Genomic DNA, 20,094 nt, shown 5'->3' with positions numbered 1-20,094 from the left:
TGGTCTAATACTGTGTGGCTCATGAACAAGACTGTGCAACGCAACGAAACCCGTGAACATCTGCTCGCTACTGGCGAGCAGGTTTGTCTGCAACGCGGTTTTACCGGCATGGGCCTGAGCGAAATGCTGGCGCTGGCGGAAGTGCCCAAAGGATCGTTTTACCACTACTTCCGCTCCAAAGAAGCTTTTGGCGTGGCGTTGCTGGAACGCTATTTCGTTAACTACCTGCAGCAGGTCGATCAACAGTTAAATCAGCCGGGCTTGTCAGCACGGGAACGTTTGCTGGCCCACTTCCGCTATGGCGCCACGCTATTTATCGAGCAAGGCCATATCGTGGGCTGTTTGGGTGTGAAGTTATCGGCGGAAGTCTGCGATTTATCAGAACCGATGCGTGATGCCTTGCAGCATGGTGCCAGCGCTATGATCGCGACTTATGCCCGCTGTTTGAGCGAAGTCGCCGCTGAACAGCCGCTGCCGTATGGACAAACGCCCGAGCAACTGGCACAGCGCTGTTACCTGTTGTGGTTAGGCGCCAGTTTGCAAAGCAAAATTTCGCGAGAGTCAGGCCCGATTACCCTGGCACTTGAAACCATTGAACAGTGGCTGAATGGCCACTGATTTTTAAAAACCGCAGTTTCTAGACGACCGGTCTACTTATAGGAGTCATCATGGCGAGTAAACAGCTGTTCTCCCCACTCAAAGTGGGCGCGATTACCGTACCTAACCGTGTATTTATGGCACCGCTGACGCGTCTGCGCAGCATTGAGCCGGGCGACATCCCAACCCCGCTGATGGCGGAATATTATCAGCAGCGCGCCAGCGCCGGTCTGATCATTACTGAAGCAACGCAGATCTCTTTCCAGGCGAAAGGTTATGCTGGTGCACCGGGTTTGCATACTCAGCAGCAAATTGCCGCGTGGAAAGTGATCAACGAAAGCATTCATGCGGCGAAAGGTCACAGCGCGGTGCAACTGTGGCACACCGGCCGTATCTCGCATAACAGCGTTCAGCCGGAAGGCAAAGCGCCTGTTGCACCCTCAGCTCTGGCTGCGGGCACGCGTACCTCATTGCGTGCTGAAGATGGCACTGTTTACCGTGAAGATACCTCCCTGCCGCGTGAATTGAGCGTGGCGGAAATTCAGCAGATCGTAAAAGATTTCGGTCAGGCGGCGGCAAACGCGCGTGAAGCCGATTTCGACCTGCTGGAGCTGCATTCTGCCCACGGCTACCTGATGCACCAGTTCCTGGCACCGGGTTCCAACCAGCGTACCGATGAATACGGTGGTTCGATTGAGAAACGCGGTCGATTCGCGCTGGAAGTGGTGGATGCGGCGATTGCTAACTGGTCTGCCGATCGTATCGGCATTCGCATCTCGCCAATCGGAGCCTTCCAGAATCTGGAAAATGGTGCCGATGAAGAAGCTGCCGCGTTGTGGTACATCTCCGAGCTGGGCCAGCGTGGTCTCGCGTATCTGCACCTGTCTGAACCAGACTGGGCCGGTGGCCAGCCTTATAGCGATGCTTTCCGTGCAAAAGTTCGTGCGCTGTTCCCAGGCGTAATCATCGGTGCGGGTGCTTACAGCGTTGAGAAAGCTGACGACCTGATTGCACGTGGCTTGATTGATGCCGTGGCCTTTGGTCGCGACTTTATTGCTAACCCGGATCTGGTTGAGCGTCTGCAGCAAGACGCACCGCTGAATCCACAGCGTCCGGAAAGCTTCTACGGCGGCGGCGCTGAAGGCTATACGGATTATCCAAGCCTGTAAGAATCAAGCTGCCGCACCGGATGTGCGGCAGTGCTGTTTCTTCAGGGCATTAACTGGCTATACTTGCTAGTCTTTGTCATTCCCTGATGACTTTTCAAAAGAGGATGTTATGCGTTTACTTCACACCATGTTACGCGTTGGCGATCTGCAACGTTCTATCGATTTTTATACCCGTGTGCTGGGCATGCGCGTACTGCGTCAGAGCGAAAACACCGAATACAAATACACCCTGGCTTTCGTGGGTTACACCGAAGAGAGTGAAGGCGCGGTGATCGAACTGACCTACAACTGGGGCGTGGACAAGTACGACCTCGGTAATGCTTATGGTCATATCGCGCTGGGCGTCGATAACGTCGCTGAGACCTGCGAGCGCATCCGCAGTGTCGGTGGCAACGTGACGCGTGAAGCCGGTCCGGTAAAAGGCGGCACCACCATTATTGCCTTTGTTGAAGATCCCGATGGCTACAAAATCGAGCTGATCGAAAACAAACACGCTGGTCACGGCCTCGGTCACTGATGCCGTTAGTCAGTCTGCTAATTTGTAGGCTGACTTCCCTCTCCTGCTGCACCCTCCTGTAATTTTTGCCATAATGCGCGCTGCCCCATTTCTTGCTATGAGATCCTGATGTCTGAATCGAACGCCTTAAACGCTCTTCATCAACGCTTCCGTGGTTTTTATCCTGTGGTTATTGACGTCGAAACCGCCGGCTTTAACGCGCAAACCGATGCACTGCTGGAAATTGCGGCCACCACGCTCAAGATGGATGAGGACGGTTGGTTACACCGTGATGAAACCCTGCACTTTCACGTTGAGCCGTTCGAAGGCGCGATCCTGAATCCTGCGGCGCTGGCGTTTACCGGTATCGATCCCTCCAACCCTTTACGCGGCGCGGTGAGCGAATACGAAGCGCTGCATGCTATCTTCAAGATGGTGCGCAAAGGCACCAAAGATCATGGCTGTAATCGCGCCATTATCGTGGCGCACAATGCGACTTTCGATTTGAACTTTGTGATGGCCGCCGCCGAACGCGCCAGCCTGAAGCGTAATCCCTTCCATCCGTTTGCGACCTTTGATACCGCGGCACTGAGCGGTTTGGTGTTGGGACAGACGGTATTGGCAAAAGCCTGCAAAGCGGCGGGGATGGAGTTTGATAGCACGCAGGCGCACTCCGCGCTGTACGACACCGAGCAAACGGCCACGCTGTTCTGTGAGTTGGTGAATCGCTGGAAACGTTTGGGGGGTTGGCCACTGGCTTTCAGTGAAGAACAGGCTGAAGACGATGCCTCTGCCTGATTGGCTGATTGGCTGATTGGCTGATTTCCGGAGGAGTACGCAAAGAAAAGGCCGACATGTGTCGGCCTTCGCAATTATTCCGCTTCTTTATACTTCTCAGCGGTTTCTTTCACCAGCGGCTGCAATTCGCCACGCTGGAACATCTCAACGATAATGTCGCAACCGCCGACCAGCTCGCCATCCACCCACAATTGCGGGAAAGTCGGCCAGTTGGCGTATTTTGGCAATTCTGCACGGATATCCGGGTTTTGCAGAATATCCACATACGCGAAGCGCTCACCACAGGCAGAAAGCGCCTGCACAGCCTGTGCAGAGAAACCGCAGCTTGGCAGTTTCGGAGAACCTTTCATGTATAACAGAATCGGGTTTTCTGCGATCTGGCGCTGAATTTTTTCAACAGTACTCATTATTGCCTTCCTTAATCCTTCACTTCGTGTTTGTTTATTGTAGCGACTTCAGCCCCGCACTGAAAACGGGATTTTGCGTTACCGACCGGCTGATCGCCATGTTTGTTAAGTGCTGAGTGTACAGATAACATTTTCCTATCATTAATAAGCATGAACAAATTAATAATTAGCAATAATTTCGCTGCGTTAAACAGCTGAAATCGCTCAATTTAGCGACATTATCTGCCTGGTAACAGATTAATAGAAAAAGGCCTTACCTTTTCGAAAAAAAGTGGATTAGAATTGCTTCGGCGCTGATCGTTGATCAGATTTCTCTTACTCTGCCGCAGCCTGCTTTTTGCCAGACTGCTTAACCTGTAACCGGACTATGCGTTTACTGATTACGCTTTTCATACTGGCTTTTGCCCAACTGTTCTTTAACGTGGCTTCTGCTTCTCAGCATGCCCCGATTAATGCCAGTTTGCATAATGCTGAGAAAAAAAGTGCGCGTGAAGATGAGCGCCGCAAGCGACGCCCGGTTAAAACAACGGCTAAAAAGTCTCGCCTGACCACCGTGCAGAAGCTCAAGCTGAAAAAGCAGAGTAAAACTGAAACCGCCTTAAACAAATCCAGCCGCAAAAAATCCCTGCTGAAGTCGCCATTGAAAAAGTATGGCCATCAACGCCTCGCGAAAAAGTCCCCAGATGTGGACGATGAAGTTCAGGGGCTGACCGGCATCAAGATGAGCAAATCCCACCGCCTGCGCTACCAAAAGGCACGCGAAACCGCGATGACGAAGTTGATGGGGCAACTGGGCAAGCCTTACCAGTGGGGTGGCACCTCACCCCATACCGGTTTCGATTGCAGTGGTTTGGTCTGGTATGCCTATAAAGATCTCGTCAAATACAAATTCCCACGCACGGCGAATGAGATGTATCACCTGCACGATGCCGCGCCCATTAAGCGTGAGATGCTGGAGAAAGGGGATTTGGTATTCTTCCGCATCAATAATCGCGGGACTGCCGATCATGTGGGTGTTTACCTCGGCAACGGTAAATTCATTCAGTCACCCCGCACCGGTAAAGACATTCAGATTAGCGCATTGGGCGAAGACTACTGGCAGAAACACTATGTCGGTGCGCGCCGTATGATGACTCCAAAAACTATTCGCTAATTGTTGCGCAACATCCTGTGGCTCTCGCCACAAAAAAAGCCGGACGCTTAATCAGTGCCGGCTTTTTTTATTGATGCGCTTTGAATTAATGAAGAATGGCGGTGAAGCTAAACGCAATAATCATCAACAGTGCGCCAACCGTGGTCATTAGCGCCAGCTTTAAATCTGTACTCATCACTACTCCTTAGTCACACATTTATTAGGGTTAAAACAATTTTCGCACAGCAGTGGGCAAAAATCTCGTCTTATCCGCGCTGGCTTGCTAGAATCGCCGCCTTTCGTTGCGCAACTGATTTTGCGCATGCTGTATTTACAGCCTGCTGAAGTGATTTTCCCTGCCTGAAACGGCAGATTTGCCCCCCCTTTTAAGGCATAAAACCCTTCGCAGACGCAAACGTTTAACAATATACTTATCAGTAAGTTGCGATAAGCCGGGGAGTACCTTTTTCATGGCAACAATTAAAGATGTAGCGAAACGCGCGGGTGTATCTACCACCACCGTTTCGCATGTCATCAACAAAACGCGTTTTGTTGCAGAGGAAACGCGTAACGCCGTATGGGAAGCGATTAAAGAGCTGCACTATTCGCCGAGCGCCGTTGCGCGTAGTTTGAAGGTGAATCACACCAAAACGCTGGGACTGTTAGCCACTTCCAGCGAAGCGCCCTACTTTGCCGAAATTATCGAAGCGGTTGAGAACCACTGTTTCGAACGCGGCTATACCTTGATTCTGGGCAACGCACATAACGATTTGCAAAAGCAGCGCGCTTACCTGTCGATGATGGCGCAAAAGCGTGTGGATGGTCTGTTAGTCATGTGCTCCGAGTATCCTGACGATTTGCTGCAGATGCTGGAAGACAACCGCAACATTCCGATGGTCGTGATGGACTGGGGCGCATCTCGCGGCGACTTCACCGATACCGTACAGGATAACGCCTTCCAGGGGGGTTACCTGGCTGGACGCTACCTTATCGAGCGCGGTCACCGAGATATCGGTGCGATTCCGGGTCAAATGGAGCGCAACACCGGCGGCGGGCGCCATGCGGGCTTCCTGCAGGCGATGAGCGAAGGCGGTGTGACCGTGCGGCCTGAATGGGTTGTTCAGGGCGACTTCGAGCCAGAATCGGGTTATCAGGCGATGCAGCAGATCCTTAATCAGAAACAGCGTCCGACCGCCGTGTTCTGCGGGGGCGATATCATGGCGATGGGCGCGATCTGTGCCGCCGATGAGATGGGACTGCGCGTGCCGCAGGACATCTCCGTGATTGGCTATGATAACGTGCGCAACGCGCGCTACTTCACCCCTGCGCTCACCACAGTTCACCAGCCGAAAGCGGAGTTGGGCAAAAAAGCGCTGGAAATGCTGCTGGATCGCATCACCAGCAAACGCGAAGAGCCGCAAACCATTGAGGTCCAGCCTACACTGATTGAGCGGCGCTCCGTGGCGGACGGCCCGTTCCGTGATTACCGCCGTTAAAGCTGATTTTCGCTGAGCCACTCGTGGTTCAGCGTTTCAGCATCGCCAAGATAGACGAGTAACCACTCCAGCGCGGGTGACGCACGCTGTTCTGACCAACTGACGCAGCAGGGACTTTCCGGAAACGGCTGCGGCAGTGATAGCTCGACCAACGCACCCTTATCCAATAATGGCCGCGCCAGGTGGCCTGGCACCATGCCCACGCACAATCCCGCCTGCAAACAATCCATCCCTGTTTCCCACTCTGGCACCACCAGACGTCGCTGATTATCCAGCGTCCAGGTCATGCGTCTCGGTAATGCGCGGGACGTATCTTCCAGCACCAGCGATGGCCAGGCACGCAACACTTCTTCATTGAGGTCGGTACTCGCGGCCAGAGGATGGTCGGGACTGACCACACAACGCCAGTTGAGGGCACCCATATCCTGAAAGGCAAAACGTCCACCCACCGGAATCGCCTGGGTGGCGCCAATTGCCACATCGACCCGCCCGTCCGCTAAGGCATCCCATACACCGTTAAATACCTCGTAGCTGATGATCAATTCCATATCCGGGAAATGACGGTAAAAATCCTTTACCAGTTGTCGGGTACGCTGGGGTTTTACAATGCAATCCACGGCAATACTTAGCTGTCCGCGCCAGCCATTCGCCAGTTGCTGGCATTGCCTGCGGGTTGCCAGCATTTTTTTGATAACAGATCGCCCTTCACGCACAAAATGCTCGCCTGCAGGGGTTAACACCACCTCACGGTGCTGACGCTCAAATAACGGCACGGCCAGCCAGGTTTCCAGCTGACGCACCGTATAGCTGACGGCAGAGGGCACGCGATGTAATTCCTGCGCCGCTGCGCTGAAACTGCCATTGCGCGCGACGGCGTCCACTACTTCCAGCGCATACTCAGACCACATACTTTGCCTTCAAAAATTTTAACAGCACTGCGCAAATATTAGCGTTTCACAAAGAATGACGCACTCTTTTACACTCCCCGACGTTCAATCTGCCAATGAGAATTACTATGTTGTCGTCAAAAGGATTTATGCCCTATCTTGCCGTGCTCAGCATGCTCGGCTTCCTCGCTACGGATATGTATCTGCCTGCTTTTGGCGATATGCAGCGTGACTTCGCCACCGCGCCGGGCACCATCAGCGCCAGCCTCAGTCTATTTCTCGGTGGTTTTGCCTGCGCCCAGGTATTCTGGGGACCGTTGTCAGATCGCTTTGGACGTAAACCCATTTTATTGGCAGGTTTGACGATTTTTGCCCTGGGTTGCCTGGGGATGTTATGGGTGACGGACGTCAATATGATGCTGGCACTGCGCTTTGTGCAGGCGGTTGGCGTGTGCGCCGCCGCGGTCAGCTGGCAGGCACTGGTGGTCGATCGCTACCCCAAAGCCCAGGCCAATAAAGTTTTTGCTACCATAATGCCACTGGTTGCCCTTTCTCCTGCGCTGGCACCTTTGTTAGGTGCATGGCTGATGGGCCATTTCCACTGGCGCAGTATCTTTGTCGTGCTGACGATCATTGCCGTGCTGCTGGTCATCGGCACGCTGCAGCTTACTGCGCCTAAAAAAGCCAAAGCAGATAATGCTCCGCAACCCGGCTGGCTGAATCTGCTCTCCACACGTGTCTACAGCGGCAACGTGCTGATCTACTCTGCCTGTTCTGCCAGTTTCTTTGCCTGGCTAACCGGTTCGCCGTTTATCCTGGCGTCTGCGGGTTTAACTCCCGCCGATATTGGTCTGAGCTATATTCCGCAAACCATCGCGTTTTTGATTGGTGGCTTTGGTTGCCGCGCGATGCTGAGCCGATATCAAGGATCGCAACTGCTGCCGTGGCTGTTGGTGCTTTACAGCCTGAGCATATTAAGTCTGTTTGTCGTCGCGATGCTGCCTGCGCCTTCGTTGATTGCTCTGCTGCTGCCTTTCTGTGGCATGGCACTGGCCAATGGCGCCATTTACCCGATTGTGGTTTCCAGCGCATTAGCGCCTTTTCCGCACGCCACGGGCAAAGCCGCAGGTTTGCAAAATCTGCTGCAACTGGGTTTGTGCTTTATCGCCAGCCTGTTGGTCTCTGCCGGATTACAACAGGCGCTCTATAACACCACACTGGTGATGGTCGCCACTGTGGTGCTGGCCTGGGCTGGCTTCATCTGGCAACGCAGCTTAAACGCACAAAGTGATATTGCTCACACCTCCCGTCCCTGCGAAGATAATCACTGATGCAACGATTATCGTTAGCAAACTAACGATAACCCGTTGAATATTGACCCACGTGAGCATATACTCAGTGGGTCAGCATTTCTGCAACAAATCAATAACATAATTGCATTAATTTTAAGCGACCCTGTCGCTGGGATGGCGTCTGCACGATCTTCCTCTCCTGATTGGTGCCAGACATTTCTATTCAGATTCATGCCTCTGTAAAACGTCGGATATCTGGCGCACGGATTTTCCGTGAGTTCTCTCACAGGCCTTAGGAAATTGACTATTATTTCCACAGGTTCAAATCGGAAGGGTGATGGAGAAGCTATGAGTTCATCGTGTATAGAAGAAGTGAGCCTTGAAGAAAACCACTGGTTTCGCATCGTCAACGAATTACTGGAACGCGCTGATGTTGCAGTCAATGGCACACGCCCCTGGGATATTCAGGTCAAGCATCCGGATTTTTTTAAACGTGTTTTGTAGGAAGGATCGCTAGGTCTGGGTGAAAGTTATATGGATGGCTGGTGGGATTGCGAACAATTGGATGTCTTTTTCCATCGCGTTCTGCAACAACATCTGGATAAACAACTCCCACGTCATTTTAAAGATACCTTGCGTATTGCGGCCGCGCGTTTAACCAATTTACAGTCTAAGAAACGCGCCTGGATTGTCGGGAAAGAACATTACGATCTCGGTAACGATCTTTTTTCACTGATGCTCGATCCCTTTATGCAGTACTCCTGCGGTTACTGGAAAGACGCTGAAACACTGGAACAGGCTCAGTATGCCAAGCTGGATATGATCTGCCGCAAATTGCAGCTTGAACCCGGCATGACGTTGCTGGATATCGGCTGCGGCTGGGGCGGACTGGCTGAATTTGCCGCGCGCAATTATGGCGTCAAAGTGCATGGCGTCACCATCTCGGCTGAGCAGCAGAAGTTAGCTCAGCAGCGCTGTGAAGGGCTGGACGTGACCATTTTGCTGCAGGATTACCGTGATTTGAATTTGCAGTTCGATCGCATTGTATCCGTCGGCATGTTCGAACACGTGGGGCCGAAAAACTATGCCACTTATTTTGACGTTGCCGATCGCAATCTCAAACCAGACGGCATATTTTTACTGCACACCATTGGTGCCATCACCACCGATATGAATGTGGATCCCTGGATTGATAAATATATCTTCCCCAACGGGTGTTTACCGTCTGTGCGTCAAATTGCTGATGCCAGCGAGAAGCATTTTATTATGGAAGACTGGCATAATTTTGGTGCGGATTATGACACCACCCTGATGGCATGGCATGAACGATTCCAGAAGACCTGGCCGCAACTGGAAGAAAAATACGGCGATCGCTTTAAACGGATGTTTAGTTATTATCTCAATGCTTGCGCCGGCGCTTTCCGCGCGCGTGACATCCAATTGTGGCAGGTGGTATTCAGTCGCGGTAAAGAAGGTGGTTTACGCGTTGCACGGTAATCAAAGATGAGAATTTAAAAAGGCGCCGCGGCGCCTTTTTTTATTGGATTACTCAGCGTCTGCGGCTTGCGCCAGCGCGATAGCCGCGGCTTCACGTTGGGCCAAAACGCGTTCCACCGTCTCGACAATCGCCTGAGTATGGGGATCGATCTCAATGTTCACTTTGTGCCCCAGTTTTTTCGCACCCAGCGTGGTGCGCTCCAGCGTTTCCGGAATCAGGTGCACACAGAATTTGCTTTTAGTGACGTCACCCACGGTCAGGCTGATGCCATCGATACCGACGAAACCTTTATGCAGGATATATTTGATCTGAGAAGCATCCTGTAATTTAAACCACACTTCACGGTTATTTTCAGACTGGATGATTTTGCAGATTTCTGCTGTGGTCATAATATGGCCAGACATTAAATGTCCGCCAATTTCGTCACTGAACTTCGCCGCGCGCTCAATATTCACCACATCGCCCACCGCTAATTCACCCAGGTTGGTAATGCGCAGGGTTTCTTTGATAAGGTCGAAGCTCACGCGATCGCCCTCAATCGCCGTCACCGTCAGGCAGCAGCCGTTGTGCGCCACCGAGGCGCCCAACGCTAATCCCGGTAAAAGTTCTTCCGGCAGACGTACGATATGGGTACGAAACAACTCTTTTTCTTCTACGGCGATAATTTCGGCCGTGCCCTGCACAATTCCAGTAAACATACTCTCAGCCTCTGCGAAGTTTGCGCCAGTTTATCACAGCTTGAGCAGCGCGGTTTAATTTGCCGGAGTTCAAACTTTACACAATTAACTTAACAAAATGCGATCAAAGTTTGGTGGAACGCAGCGCTACCGCTACACTAGCCGCGCATTCTTTGGGGATATCTCCCCTCTTCTCTTCTTAATTTAAGCAGGTGTTACGTGCAGAAGTATTTAACAGAAGCGCGTCAATTGCTGGCCCTCGCGATCCCGGTCATCCTTGCTCAGGTGGCTCAGACGGCGATGGGTTTTGTGGATACCATTATGGCCGGTGCGGTGAGCGCCACGGATATGGCCGCCGTTGCTGTCGGCACCTCTATCTGGCTTCCCGCCATTCTGTTTGGTCATGGTCTTCTGCTGGCGTTGACGCCCACCGTTGCGCAATTCAACGGTTCAGGACGCCGCGAACGCATCGCGGAACAAGTGCGTCAGGGTTACTGGCTGGCACTGGCAGTCGCATTGCTGATCATGGTGGTGTTGTGGAATGCCGGCTATTTGATTCATGCCATGCACGATATCGATCCGCAACTGGCGGCTAAAGCCGAAGGCTATCTCCATGCATTACTGTGGGGTGCACCCGGCTACCTGTTCTTCCAGGTGGCGCGTAATCAGTGCGATGGTTTATCAAAAACCAAGCCAGCCATGCTGCTGGGCTTTTTAGGTTTGCTGGTTAACATTCCCCTGAACTACGTCTTTATTTACGGTCATTTCGGTATGCCCGCACTCGGGGGCGTAGGCTGTGGTGTTGCCACCGCTTCGGTTTACTGGGTGATGTTTATGGTGATGCGTTTCTGGCTGAAACGCATGGCAAGCATGCGCGATATTCGCATGAACAGCCGCTGGTCACCACCCTCACGCGTCATCTTGTCTCGGCTGTTTACCCTCGGGTTACCGGTGGCGCTGGCACTGTTCTTTGAGGTCACCTTGTTTGCGGTGGTGGCACTGCTGGTCTCTCCGCTGGGGATCGTCAAAGTCGCGGGTCATCAGATTGCGCTGAACTTCAGTTCGCTGATGTTCGTTCTGCCACTGTCACTCGGTGTCGCGACCACCATCCGCGTGGGCTATCGTCTTGGGCAGGGGTCAACTGAACAGGCGCGCGTGGCGGCATGGACGGGACAAGGTGTCGGTATCAGCATGGCCGCTATCACAGCGATCTTCACCATCACCTTCCGTGAACATATCGCCGCACTGTATACCGCCAATCCAGAAGTGATTACGCTGGCCGCCCAGCTGATGCTGCTCGCTGCCATCTATCAGTTCTCAGATTCCATTCAGGTCATTGGTAGCGGGATTCTGCGCGGCTACAAAGATACGCGTTCCATCTTCTTTATCACCCTGATTGCCTATTGGGTACTGGGTTTACCGGTGGGTTATATTCTGGCGCTGACCGACTGGGTGGTACCGCAACTCGGTCCGGCGGGATTCTGGTGCGGATTTATTGTCGGCCTGACGTCTGCTGCCGTGATGATGATTTGGCGTATTCTTCGGTTGCAACGTTTGCCGGCGCAGATAATTTTGGCGCGCGCGGCCCGCTAAGTCGCTGAACAGGCCGTTATTTGCCCCCGCAATGCCTAAAAAAACAGCGGGTCGCACAGATGCTGGTCAGTCGTCATGGAAAATCATTTTTTCCCTTGCCAGCATCGCGGCCTGCCGTTAATATTCGTCCCCGCTGTCGCCCTGATAGCATGTTGCGCTCTTAGCTCAGTTGGTTAGAGCACCACCTTGACATGGTGGGGGTCGATGGTTCGAGTCCATTAGAGCGCACCAAGTGCGTCCGTAGCTCAGTTGGTTAGAGCACCACCTTGACATGGTGGGGGTCGGTGGTTCGAGTCCACTCGGACGCACCAAATTTCTAAAATGCGCTCTTAGCTCAGTTGGTTAGAGCACCACCTTGACATGGTGGGGGTCGATGGTTCGAGTCCATTAGAGCGCACCACTTTTTGTTTTCTCTCTCTTTGCGCAACACCCCTTTCCTTGATCTGCATCGTTTTCTCTCTCAGCTTTTATATTGGTTTTCGCATACTTAGCGTCTATACTATGCCGCGTTGTCCACCTGAAAGGTTTCAGCGCTAACGTGCCTATGCCAACAACTCAAATGATTTGCGCAACACTGCTCTGCCAGTTCCCTCGCGTACTGCATAACTTCTCTGCACGCTTAGCCTCTGTCACCTATTCTTACTCCTGTACGATCCAAACCAACACCATACACATTTTCACTTCGCTGCCAAACGCCGCGAATCCCGACCTCTATCATCCATCACAACTTACAGAAAACCTGACATGAAAAAGACCAAGATTGTTTGTACTATCGGTCCGAAAACCGAATCTGAAGAGATGCTGACTCAACTGCTGGAAGCGGGCATGAACGTCATGCGCCTGAACTTCTCACACGGGGATTATGCCGAACATGGTCAGCGCATCACTAACATGCGTGCCGTCATGGAAAAAACCGGTCGTCAGGCCGCGATTCTGCTGGACACCAAAGGTCCTGAAATTCGTACCATGAAACTGGAAGGCGGCAACGATGTTTCATTAAAAGCCGGCCAGACTTTCACTTTCACCACCGATCAGTCAGTGATTGGTAACAGCGAACGTGTTGCTGTGACCTATGCAGGCTTCACCGAAGACCTGAAAATCGGCAACACTGTGTTGGTCGATGATGGCCTGATTGGCATGCAGGTTACTGAAGTCACAGAAAACACGGTCGTTTGTAACGTGCTGAACAACGGCGACCTGGGCGAAAACAAAGGCGTTAACCTGCCTGGCGTTTCCATCCAGCTGCCAGCGCTGGCTGAAAAAGACAAACGTGACCTGATCTTCGGTTGCGAGCAAGGCGTTGATTTCGTCGCGGCTTCCTTTATCCGTAAACGTTCAGATGTGCTGGAAATCCGTGAGCATCTGAAAGCCCACGGTGGCGAGCATATCCAGATCATCTCTAAAATCGAAAACCAGGAAGGCCTGAACAACTTCGACGAGATTCTGGAAGCGTCTGACGGCATCATGGTTGCACGTGGTGACCTGGGCGTTGAGATCCCGGTTGAAGAAGTGATCTTCGCGCAGAAGATGATGATCAAGAAATGTAATAAAGCACGCAAAGTGGTCATCACCGCGACGCAGATGCTGGATTCGATGATCAAGAACCCACGCCCTACCCGCGCGGAAGCAGGCGACGTGGCGAACGCCATCCTTGATGGTACTGATGCGGTTATGCTGTCGGGTGAAAGTGCTAAGGGTCGTTACCCGCTGGAATCTGTGACCATCATGGCCACTATCTGCGAGCGTACCGACCGCGTGATGAAATCTCGCATTGGCGAGCTGCAGGATTCACGCAAACTGCGCATCACCGAAGCGGTGTGCCGTGGCGCAGTGGAAACAGCAGAAAAGCTGGAAGCCCCAGTAATTGTGGTGGCGACCGAAGGCGGTAAGTCTGCCAAAGCGATTCGTAAATACTTCCCGGATGCCACCATTCTGGCGCTGACCACCAATGCGACTACCGCACGCCAGCTGATTCTGAGCAAAGGCGTTGAGACGCGTCTGATGACTGAAATTGCCTCAACGGATGATTTCTACCGTATTGGCAAGGAAATGGCGCTGGAAAGTGGCTATGCACAGAAAGGCGACGTTGTGGTGATGGTGTCAGGTGCACTGGTTCCAAGTGGCACGACCAACACCGCTTCAGTCCACGTACTCTGATTTTTGCCTGAAGTTTTATTTAAAAGCGCCTTTACGGGGCGCTTTTTTTATTCTTGCGCTAATACAAAATCCAGATTTTTCCAATCGATAATAACTATTCAATATCCCGCACAATTAAGGTTAGTCCGATTAAATCCCTCTGTTTTAGCTAAATATTTTCATCATCTTCTGCGAAACGCTGCTTCTTTGAGCGAACGATCAAATTTAAGCATGTTCTCATCAAAAATTTATTCTCAACTCAAAAAGCTTTGTGTAATACTTGTAACGCTACATGGAGATTAACTCAATTCTAGAGGGTATTAATAATGAATCGTACTAAACTGGTACTGGGCGCGGTAATTCTGGGTTCAACTCTGCTGGCTGGTTGCTCAAGCAACGCTAAAATCGACCAGCTGTCTTCAGACGTTCAGACTCTGAACGCTAAAGTTGACCAGCTGAGCAACGACGTGAACGCAATCCGTTCTGACGTTCAGGCTGCTAAAGATGACGCAGCTCGCGCTAACCAGCGTCTGGACAACCAGGCTCACTCTTACCGTAAGTAAGAGTTCTGGTTTGAAAAATGGTGCCCATGTGGCACCATTTTTTTTGTCCTGATTTTGCCCCTCCCTGAATCAGGGTTTTGCGCCGCTCTCACCCATCGCCTGACTGATGGTCGCTTGTCCTGCGCCATCCTGCTGCGTTTGAAGCACCGCGGGTAATGCTGTTTCCTGCGTGATGGGCTCACCGCTGCTCACCAGCACTGGCATTCCTGAACGACGCACCATCGCCTCTTTGATCAGTGCGGTATCACTCTTCTGACTATTGATAAACGCCTTAGATTTCGCAGTCAACGCAATTGGCATGGTTTGCGGATCGTCCTTCTCATTGCGCGACAACGGCTGATGCACCTCAACGTAACGCTTACCATCCGGTTCCACCGCATACTTGATCGGCTCGTTAACGATCTGCACCCTCGTTCCCTTTGGCACGCTGTTGAACAGCGCTTCGATATCATCCGGACGCAAACGAATACAGCCTGAGCTCACGCGCATCCCAATACCGAAATCGGCGTTGGTGCCATGGATCAGATACTGGCCGGTACCACGCGCCAGACGCATCGCAAACAGGCCCATCGGGTTATCTGGCCCGGCCGGAACGACACCCGGTAAGGTGATGCCCTCTTTCGCGTAGCGTTTGCGGATATTGACGGTAGGCGTCCAGGTGGGATTGGGGATTTTCTGGCTGATGCTGGTGACCATGCTCGGTGTTGCAGCGCCCAACTGGCCAATACCGATTGGATACACCACCACGCGATTCTCCCCTTTCGGATAGTAATACAGACGCAGTTCAGCAAGGTTGATGACGATACCTTCACGGGGTGCATCAGGCAGCAGCATTTGTAATGGAACCGTCAGTTGCGTCCCCGCTTTGGGCAGCCAGGGATCGACGCCAGGATTGGCCTCCAGCATGCCGAGCATCCCAATCTTATAATGCGCTGCGATGCTCTCTAAGGGCCGTTTGTCGTCAGGGACAGTGGTCAGGGTATTCTCGCCAATTAAACGGCTGTTATCGGCTGGCAGGGGATATTCCGTTGCAAATGCAGGTGCAGAAAGTCCGAAGCAGGACAACAGCAATGCACCGGCTAAACGTAACGCTGGTTTCATGCAATTTTCTCTTTGTCGGATGGAACAGACCCCGGTCATGCCGGGGTCTGGAGAGTGTAACTTAGCTGAGGCTTTGAGCGTTATGACGGATCGCGCGAATCATCGCTTCCAATCCTTGAGAACGTGTAGGAGTGAGGTGTTGAGTCAACTCTAATTCTGCGAACCAATGACCGACATCCAGCGCGAGAATCTCCTGCGCTTGCAAGCCCTGATAGAGGCTAAATACTACCGCAATCAAACCTTTAACAATGGCGGCATCACTGTCGCCTTCAAAGGCGATGGTGCCATCAGCTTGTGGGGTCATGCGGATCCACACCTGACTCTGACAACCCGAAATCACATACTCTGGCTGCTGTAAGCTTTCAGAGGATTCTGGTAATTTCGCACCGAGTTCAATGATGTAGAGATACTTCTCTTCCCAGTTTGCGCAACGGTTAAAGTTGCGCACCAGCTTCTCTTTTTCTGGCAAATTCGCCATGGATAACTCCTGATATCTGCTCAACCGCCCAGCAGACTATGAATACGCGTCAAACCTGCTGCCAGGCGATCGGCTTCTTCTTCACTGTTATACAGCGCAAATGAGGCACGACACATTGCGGGCACCGCATAGTGGCGCATCAGAGGCATAGCGCAATGATGTCCGGTGCGGATGGCAATGCCGTATTGATCGAGGAAACTCCCGACGTCAAAGGCATGATGCTTACCAAGGTTGAATGCCACCACGCCACTGCGTTGTGCCGGACCGTAGATAATCAGGTCGGGTACCGACGCGAGCTTATCTAATGCGTAACGCATCAGAGAGGTCTCACGTTCGTTGATGACATCCAATCCCAGCTCACTGATCCAGTTCAGCGCCGCGCCTAAGCCGATGATGCCACCGGTATTCGGTGTGCCGGCTTCAAAACGCCACGGGGCAGTGTTCCAGGTGGTGCCGGTTGGCAGCATCACCTGATCGATCATTGAACCGCCGCCTTCCCAGGGAGGCATGATCTCCTGTAGCGCTTTACGCGCATACAACACGCCGATACCGGTCGGGCCATAAATTTTATGGCCAGAGAAGACGTAGAAATCGCAATCGATATCCTGCACATCCACTTTGTGATGCATCACCGCCTGCGCACCGTCCACCAGCGTGACAACACCCGCGGCTTTCGCCTGCGCCACGATGGCTTTCACCGGATTGACTGTACCGAGGACGTTAGAAACGTGCGTCACTGCCAGCAGGCGCGTGCGGCTATCAATCAGCCCGCTCAGCTGCTCAACAGCCAGTTCGCCCTGCTCGTTAAGCGGCAGAACGCGAATTTCAGCCCCGGTGCGCTGCGCCACCATCTGCCACGGCACGATATTAGCGTGGTGCTCCATCTCCGTGGTGATGATGTTATCGCCCGATTGCAGCTGACTGCCGCCCCAGCTGTTGGCTACCAGATTGATGCCTTCAGTGGTGCCTTTAACGAAGATAATCTCTTCTGGCGATGCCGCATTGAGAAAACGCGAGGCTTGGGTGCGCACGTTTTCCATATCGGTGGTGGCTTGCGCACTGAGCGAGTGAATGCCACGGTGCACGGCTGCATAGCCGTGCTGGTAAAAATAACTTTCCGCATTGATGACCGCGAGCGGGCGCTGAGCGCTGGCCGCGCTATCAAGGTAGGCCAGCGGATGTCCGTTGACCTCACGTTTCAGAATCGGAAATTCCGCTCTGATTCGTTCGAGATCGAAAGTCATAACTCAACTCCAGGGAAACGCGCACTAATGCGTTCCAGCACCAGCTGGCGCAGCGGTTCTTCTTCCAGCAGTTCGGTCAATTCAGCCGCGAACGCATGGATAATCATCTGCTGTGCGGCATCTTCAGGGATACCACGCGAGCGCAGATAGAACATCTGCTCATCGTCGATACGGCCGATGGTCGCACCATGGCTACACTTCACGTCATCCGCATAGATTTCCAGCTGCGGCTTGGTATCCACTTCCGCCAGGCGACCGAGCAACAGGTTGTTGTTGGTCATCTGTCCGTCGGTTTTCAGTGCATGCTTCGCCACTTTAATGTGACCGTTGAAAATCGAACGGCCTTTATCGCGCGAGATGGTTTTGTGCAGTTGACGACTCAGGCAGTAGCCTTTGTTGTGTTCAAGATAGCTGCGGGTATCCGCCACTTCTGCGTTGATCGGCAGCACCAGACTGTTCAGTGACAGCTGGGTGTTTTCACCGTTGAGCTGCACGCTGGTGTTGTGACGAGACAAGCCAGCACCCAGCAGGAAGCTGGTGCTGCTGACCTGTGCATCACGACCAATGACGATGTCATTGTGTGCAAAGTGATAGCTACTGCTCTCTTCGAACGCCAGCTTGATGTGTTTCAGCTGGGCATTGTCGGCGACAGCAAAGGTAAAGCGTGCACCGGTAAAGTGGGCCGCACCGTTCAGCGTCACGTAATGCTCAATCACTTCAGCTTCGGCGCTCTGCTCCAGCTCAAGATGATGGCGGTGATGAACGGTGTTCAGCGCATCGGCTTTGCCGCTGGTGATGTGCAGTAAATACAGCGGACGTGCCGCCGATTTGCCGCGCGCCAGACGAATGGAAGTCACTTCTTCCGCCAGGCTTTCGGTGAGATGCAGGAACACTTCTGGCTGCACCGCAGCCGGCAACGGGCGGCGTTCAGCCGCACGGCTGTGCTGCACGTCAAACAGATCGGTGTCGCGCGCGCTCAGCTCAGGCTGGAAGCGGCCATCAACAAACACCAGACGCACCGCATCCACCGGTAGCGCCAGCTCAGCAACCTGTTCCGCCGTCACGGTCTGCGCTTCTGGCAACACAAACTGGTTGGCGAACAGGCCATCCAGCGCGGTGTATTTCCAGTTTTCATGCTTACGGGTCGGCAAGCCGACACGCATTAATTGCTGCCAGTGCTGCTGTGCCTGCAGAGAACGCACCTCACCGCGCGATTCAAACAGGTGATGCCACTGTTGCAGGGCGTTATCACTCTTCGTCGGTAAGCCAGCCATAGCCTTGCTCCTCCAGCTGTTTAACCAGCGAGAAATCGCCAGACTTAACGATTTTGCCCTGATACAGCACGTGCACGTGATCTGGCTTGATGTAATCCAGGATACGCTGGTAGTGGGTCACGATAATGAATGAACGCTTACCGTCACGCAGGCTGTTAACGCCTTCAGCGACGATTTTCAGCGCATCGATATCCAGACCGGAGTCGGTTTCATCCAGGATGCACAGTTCTGGCTCAAGAGCAGCCATCTGCAGAATGTCGTTACGCTTCTTCTCACCACCGGAGAAGCCGACGTTCACTGAACGGGTCAGCAGATCTTCAGGCATCTTCAGCAGTTTAATTTTGTCTTCGATGAAGTCCTGGAAATCAAAACGATCCAGCTCTTCCTGCTCACGGTATTTGCGCACTGCATTCACAGAGGTCTGCAGGAAGAATTGGTTGCTGACGCCCGGGATTTCAACCGGATACTGGAACGCCATGAAGATGCCTTCGCCCGCGCGCTCTTCTGGCTCCAGCTCAAGCAGGTCTTTGCCATGGAAGCTGACAGAACCACCGGTCACTTCGTAATCTTCACGACCTGCCAGCGTTGCAGACAGGGTACTTTTACCTGAGCCGTTAGGGCCCATGATGGCGTGGACTTCGCCTGGTTTCACTTCAAGGTTCAGACCGCGCAAAATCTCTTTGTCTTCAACGCTAACCTGTAAATCTTTAATGCTTAACATACTCTTTCCTTCACATTGCTTCCGGCAACGCGTGTGGCATCAGCCCACACTGTGCTCAAGGCTGATAGCCAACAGTTTTTGCGCTTCCACGGCGAATTCCAGTGGCAGCTCGGAGAAAACGTCTTTGCAGAAGCCGTTGACGATCATTGAGATCGCATCTTCTTCGCTAATGCCGCGCTGCAGGCAGTAGAACATCTGGTCTTCACCAATACGCGAGGTCGTGGCTTCATGTTCCAGCTGTGCCGTGTTGTTGCGCGTTTCCACATATGGGAAGGTGTGCGCACCACATTCGGCACCAATCAGCATCGAGTCACACTGGGTGAAGTTACGCGCGTTGGTCGCGGTTGGCATGATTTTCACCAGACCACGATAGGTGTTCTCACTCTTACCGGCAGAGATCCCTTTCGAGATGATGGTCGACTTGGTGTTCTTACCAATGTGGATCATCTTGGTGCCGGTATCCGCCTGCTGACGGCCGCTGGTCAGCGCCACGGAGTAGAACTCACCCACGGAATAGTCACCGCGCAAAATGCAG

Annotated in this window: 20 protein-coding genes, 3 tRNA genes and 1 pseudogene; 14 read left to right on the top strand and 10 right to left on the bottom strand. The window is 52.9% G+C overall.

The annotated features are described in order from the left end of the window. Positions 1 to 21 precede the first annotated feature (21 nt). The 4 genes from FD737_RS22200 to rnt all read left to right on the top strand — a co-directional run bounded on the left by FD737_RS22200 (position 22) and on the right by rnt (position 3,060). On the top strand, positions 22 to 618 hold the full coding sequence (locus tag FD737_RS22200) for a TetR/AcrR family transcriptional regulator (protein ID WP_160834602.1): 597 nt from the start codon (positions 22 to 24) through the stop codon (positions 616 to 618). Between the two features lie 50 nt (positions 619 to 668). Continuing rightward, the gene (locus FD737_RS22195; RefSeq protein ID WP_058959756.1) at positions 669 to 1,766 is read left to right on the top strand and encodes an alkene reductase; all 1,098 of its coding nucleotides are present in this window, start codon (positions 669 to 671) and stop codon (positions 1,764 to 1,766) included. A 109-nt stretch (positions 1,767 to 1,875) separates the two neighbouring features. Beyond that, entirely contained in the window at positions 1,876 to 2,283 is a 408-nt protein-coding gene (gene gloA, locus FD737_RS22190; RefSeq protein ID WP_034821634.1) for a lactoylglutathione lyase, read from the top strand. 108 nt (positions 2,284 to 2,391) lie between these two features. After that, positions 2,392 to 3,060, top strand: coding sequence for a ribonuclease T (gene rnt / locus FD737_RS22185; RefSeq protein ID WP_160834601.1), 669 nt, complete (start codon positions 2,392 to 2,394; stop codon positions 3,058 to 3,060). A 74-nt stretch (positions 3,061 to 3,134) separates the two neighbouring features. Here the strand turns inward: rnt and FD737_RS22180 are convergent, their stop codons facing one another. After that, positions 3,135 to 3,470: a Grx4 family monothiol glutaredoxin gene (locus FD737_RS22180; RefSeq protein ID WP_176505800.1), complete on the bottom strand. Its 336-nt coding sequence runs from the start codon at positions 3,468 to 3,470 to the stop codon at positions 3,135 to 3,137. A 364-nt stretch (positions 3,471 to 3,834) separates the two neighbouring features. On the opposite strand from FD737_RS22180, the gene FD737_RS22175 reads away from it, so the two are divergent. After that, a complete protein-coding gene (locus tag FD737_RS22175; protein WP_045834204.1) occupies positions 3,835 to 4,620 on the top strand; it encodes a C40 family peptidase in 786 nt (261 codons plus the stop codon). A gap of 85 nt (positions 4,621 to 4,705) precedes the next feature. Here the strand turns inward: FD737_RS22175 and FD737_RS22170 are convergent, their stop codons facing one another. Then, positions 4,706 to 4,795 (bottom strand): YnhF family membrane protein, encoded by a 90-nt coding sequence (locus FD737_RS22170; RefSeq protein WP_097119278.1) that lies wholly within the window; start codon positions 4,793 to 4,795, stop codon positions 4,706 to 4,708. A gap of 274 nt (positions 4,796 to 5,069) precedes the next feature. Between FD737_RS22170 and purR the strand changes: the two genes are divergently transcribed. Next, on the top strand, positions 5,070 to 6,095 hold the full coding sequence (purR, locus tag FD737_RS22165; RefSeq protein ID WP_034821643.1) for an HTH-type transcriptional repressor PurR: 1,026 nt from the start codon (positions 5,070 to 5,072) through the stop codon (positions 6,093 to 6,095). On the opposite strand, the gene punR is transcribed toward purR, so the two are convergent. Beyond that, entirely contained in the window at positions 6,092 to 7,003 is a 912-nt protein-coding gene (gene punR, locus FD737_RS22160) for a DNA-binding transcriptional activator PunR (protein WP_160834600.1), read from the bottom strand. The two genes, purR and punR, sit on opposite strands and share 4 nt — an antisense overlap. A 107-nt stretch (positions 7,004 to 7,110) precedes the next feature. Between punR and punC the strand changes: the two genes are divergently transcribed. After that, positions 7,111 to 8,313 (top strand): purine nucleoside transporter PunC, encoded by a 1,203-nt coding sequence (gene punC, locus FD737_RS22155; protein WP_160834599.1) that lies wholly within the window; start codon positions 7,111 to 7,113, stop codon positions 8,311 to 8,313. A gap of 309 nt (positions 8,314 to 8,622) precedes the next feature. Further along, positions 8,623 to 9,771 (top strand): annotated as a pseudogene (gene cfa, locus FD737_RS22150) (cyclopropane fatty acyl phospholipid synthase). 48 nt (positions 9,772 to 9,819) lie between these two features. Here the strand turns inward: cfa and FD737_RS22145 are convergent. Next, entirely contained in the window at positions 9,820 to 10,470 is a 651-nt protein-coding gene (locus tag FD737_RS22145; RefSeq protein WP_034821656.1) for a riboflavin synthase, read from the bottom strand. A gap of 198 nt (positions 10,471 to 10,668) precedes the next feature. Here FD737_RS22145 and FD737_RS22140 point away from each other — a divergent pair, with 198 nt between their 5' ends. The 6 genes from FD737_RS22140 to FD737_RS22115 all read left to right on the top strand — a co-directional run bounded on the left by FD737_RS22140 (position 10,669) and on the right by FD737_RS22115 (position 14,741). Next, complete coding sequence (locus tag FD737_RS22140) at positions 10,669 to 12,042, top strand: MATE family efflux transporter (protein ID WP_058959751.1); 1,374 nt, start codon at positions 10,669 to 10,671, stop codon at positions 12,040 to 12,042. 154 nt (positions 12,043 to 12,196) lie between these two features. Then, a tRNA-Val gene (locus FD737_RS22135) sits at positions 12,197 to 12,273 on the top strand. Positions 12,274 to 12,276: 3 nt separating this feature from the next. Beyond that, positions 12,277 to 12,353, top strand: a tRNA-Val gene (locus FD737_RS22130). 12 nt (positions 12,354 to 12,365) lie between these two features. Beyond that, positions 12,366 to 12,442 (top strand) — tRNA-Val (locus FD737_RS22125). A gap of 344 nt (positions 12,443 to 12,786) precedes the next feature. Beyond that, the gene (gene pykF, locus FD737_RS22120) at positions 12,787 to 14,199 is read left to right on the top strand and encodes a pyruvate kinase PykF (RefSeq protein WP_160834598.1); all 1,413 of its coding nucleotides are present in this window, start codon (positions 12,787 to 12,789) and stop codon (positions 14,197 to 14,199) included. Positions 14,200 to 14,504: 305 nt separating this feature from the next. Further along, positions 14,505 to 14,741: a major outer membrane lipoprotein gene (locus FD737_RS22115; protein ID WP_007374746.1), complete on the top strand. Its 237-nt coding sequence runs from the start codon at positions 14,505 to 14,507 to the stop codon at positions 14,739 to 14,741. Positions 14,742 to 14,810: 69 nt separating this feature from the next. On the opposite strand, the gene FD737_RS22110 is transcribed toward FD737_RS22115, so the two are convergent. The 6 genes from FD737_RS22110 to FD737_RS22085 all read right to left on the bottom strand — a co-directional run. Then, positions 14,811 to 15,842 carry a L,D-transpeptidase family protein gene (locus tag FD737_RS22110; protein WP_097119273.1) on the bottom strand — a complete coding sequence of 344 codons (1,032 nt, stop codon included), beginning with the start codon at positions 15,840 to 15,842 and terminating at the stop codon, positions 14,811 to 14,813. A 61-nt stretch (positions 15,843 to 15,903) separates the two neighbouring features. Then, positions 15,904 to 16,320 carry a cysteine desulfuration protein SufE gene (sufE, locus tag FD737_RS22105; RefSeq protein WP_038647304.1) on the bottom strand — a complete coding sequence of 139 codons (417 nt, stop codon included), beginning with the start codon at positions 16,318 to 16,320 and terminating at the stop codon, positions 15,904 to 15,906. Positions 16,321 to 16,340: 20 nt separating this feature from the next. Then, a complete protein-coding gene (gene sufS, locus FD737_RS22100) occupies positions 16,341 to 17,564 on the bottom strand; it encodes a cysteine desulfurase SufS (protein ID WP_160834597.1) in 1,224 nt (407 codons plus the stop codon). Then, positions 17,561 to 18,838 (bottom strand): Fe-S cluster assembly protein SufD, encoded by a 1,278-nt coding sequence (gene sufD / locus FD737_RS22095; RefSeq protein ID WP_038647308.1) that lies wholly within the window; start codon positions 18,836 to 18,838, stop codon positions 17,561 to 17,563. Before sufD ends, sufS begins: the two co-directional genes overlap by 4 nt. Next, entirely contained in the window at positions 18,813 to 19,559 is a 747-nt protein-coding gene (sufC, locus tag FD737_RS22090; RefSeq protein WP_034821684.1) for a Fe-S cluster assembly ATPase SufC, read from the bottom strand. Before sufC ends, sufD begins: the two co-directional genes overlap by 26 nt. A 39-nt stretch (positions 19,560 to 19,598) precedes the next feature. Then, a partial coding sequence (locus tag FD737_RS22085; protein ID WP_202404634.1) for a SufD family Fe-S cluster assembly protein occupies positions 19,599 to 20,094 on the bottom strand: 496 nt, incomplete at its 5' end.

This window comes from Pantoea sp. Seng (assembly GCF_009829935.1).
Classification (GTDB): Bacteria; Pseudomonadota; Gammaproteobacteria; order Enterobacterales; family Enterobacteriaceae; genus Pantoea; species Pantoea communis.
This window is presented reverse-complemented; position numbering and strand designations above follow the sequence as displayed.

Coding starts and splice junctions, on each gene's coding strand:
- FD737_RS22200 (WP_160834602.1), top strand. CDS start 22: ATGAACAAGACTGTGCAACGCAACGAAACCCGTGAACATCTGCTCGCT.
- FD737_RS22195 (WP_058959756.1), top strand. CDS start 669: ATGGCGAGTAAACAGCTGTTCTCCCCACTCAAAGTGGGCGCGATTACC.
- gloA (WP_034821634.1), top strand. CDS start 1,876: ATGCGTTTACTTCACACCATGTTACGCGTTGGCGATCTGCAACGTTCT.
- rnt (WP_160834601.1), top strand. CDS start 2,392: ATGTCTGAATCGAACGCCTTAAACGCTCTTCATCAACGCTTCCGTGGT.
- FD737_RS22175 (WP_045834204.1), top strand. CDS start 3,835: ATGCGTTTACTGATTACGCTTTTCATACTGGCTTTTGCCCAACTGTTC.
- FD737_RS22170 (WP_097119278.1), bottom strand. CDS start 4,795: ATGAGTACAGATTTAAAGCTGGCGCTAATGACCACGGTTGGCGCACTG.
- purR (WP_034821643.1), top strand. CDS start 5,070: ATGGCAACAATTAAAGATGTAGCGAAACGCGCGGGTGTATCTACCACC.
- punR (WP_160834600.1), bottom strand. CDS start 7,003: ATGTGGTCTGAGTATGCGCTGGAAGTAGTGGACGCCGTCGCGCGCAAT.
- punC (WP_160834599.1), top strand. CDS start 7,111: ATGTTGTCGTCAAAAGGATTTATGCCCTATCTTGCCGTGCTCAGCATG.
- FD737_RS22145 (WP_034821656.1), bottom strand. CDS start 10,470: ATGTTTACTGGAATTGTGCAGGGCACGGCCGAAATTATCGCCGTAGAA.
- pykF (WP_160834598.1), top strand. CDS start 12,787: ATGAAAAAGACCAAGATTGTTTGTACTATCGGTCCGAAAACCGAATCT.
- FD737_RS22115 (WP_007374746.1), top strand. CDS start 14,505: ATGAATCGTACTAAACTGGTACTGGGCGCGGTAATTCTGGGTTCAACT.
- FD737_RS22110 (WP_097119273.1), bottom strand. CDS start 15,842: ATGAAACCAGCGTTACGTTTAGCCGGTGCATTGCTGTTGTCCTGCTTC.
- sufE (WP_038647304.1), bottom strand. CDS start 16,320: ATGGCGAATTTGCCAGAAAAAGAGAAGCTGGTGCGCAACTTTAACCGT.
- sufS (WP_160834597.1), bottom strand. CDS start 17,564: ATGACTTTCGATCTCGAACGAATCAGAGCGGAATTTCCGATTCTGAAA.
- sufD (WP_038647308.1), bottom strand. CDS start 18,838: ATGGCTGGCTTACCGACGAAGAGTGATAACGCCCTGCAACAGTGGCAT.
- sufC (WP_034821684.1), bottom strand. CDS start 19,559: ATGTTAAGCATTAAAGATTTACAGGTTAGCGTTGAAGACAAAGAGATT.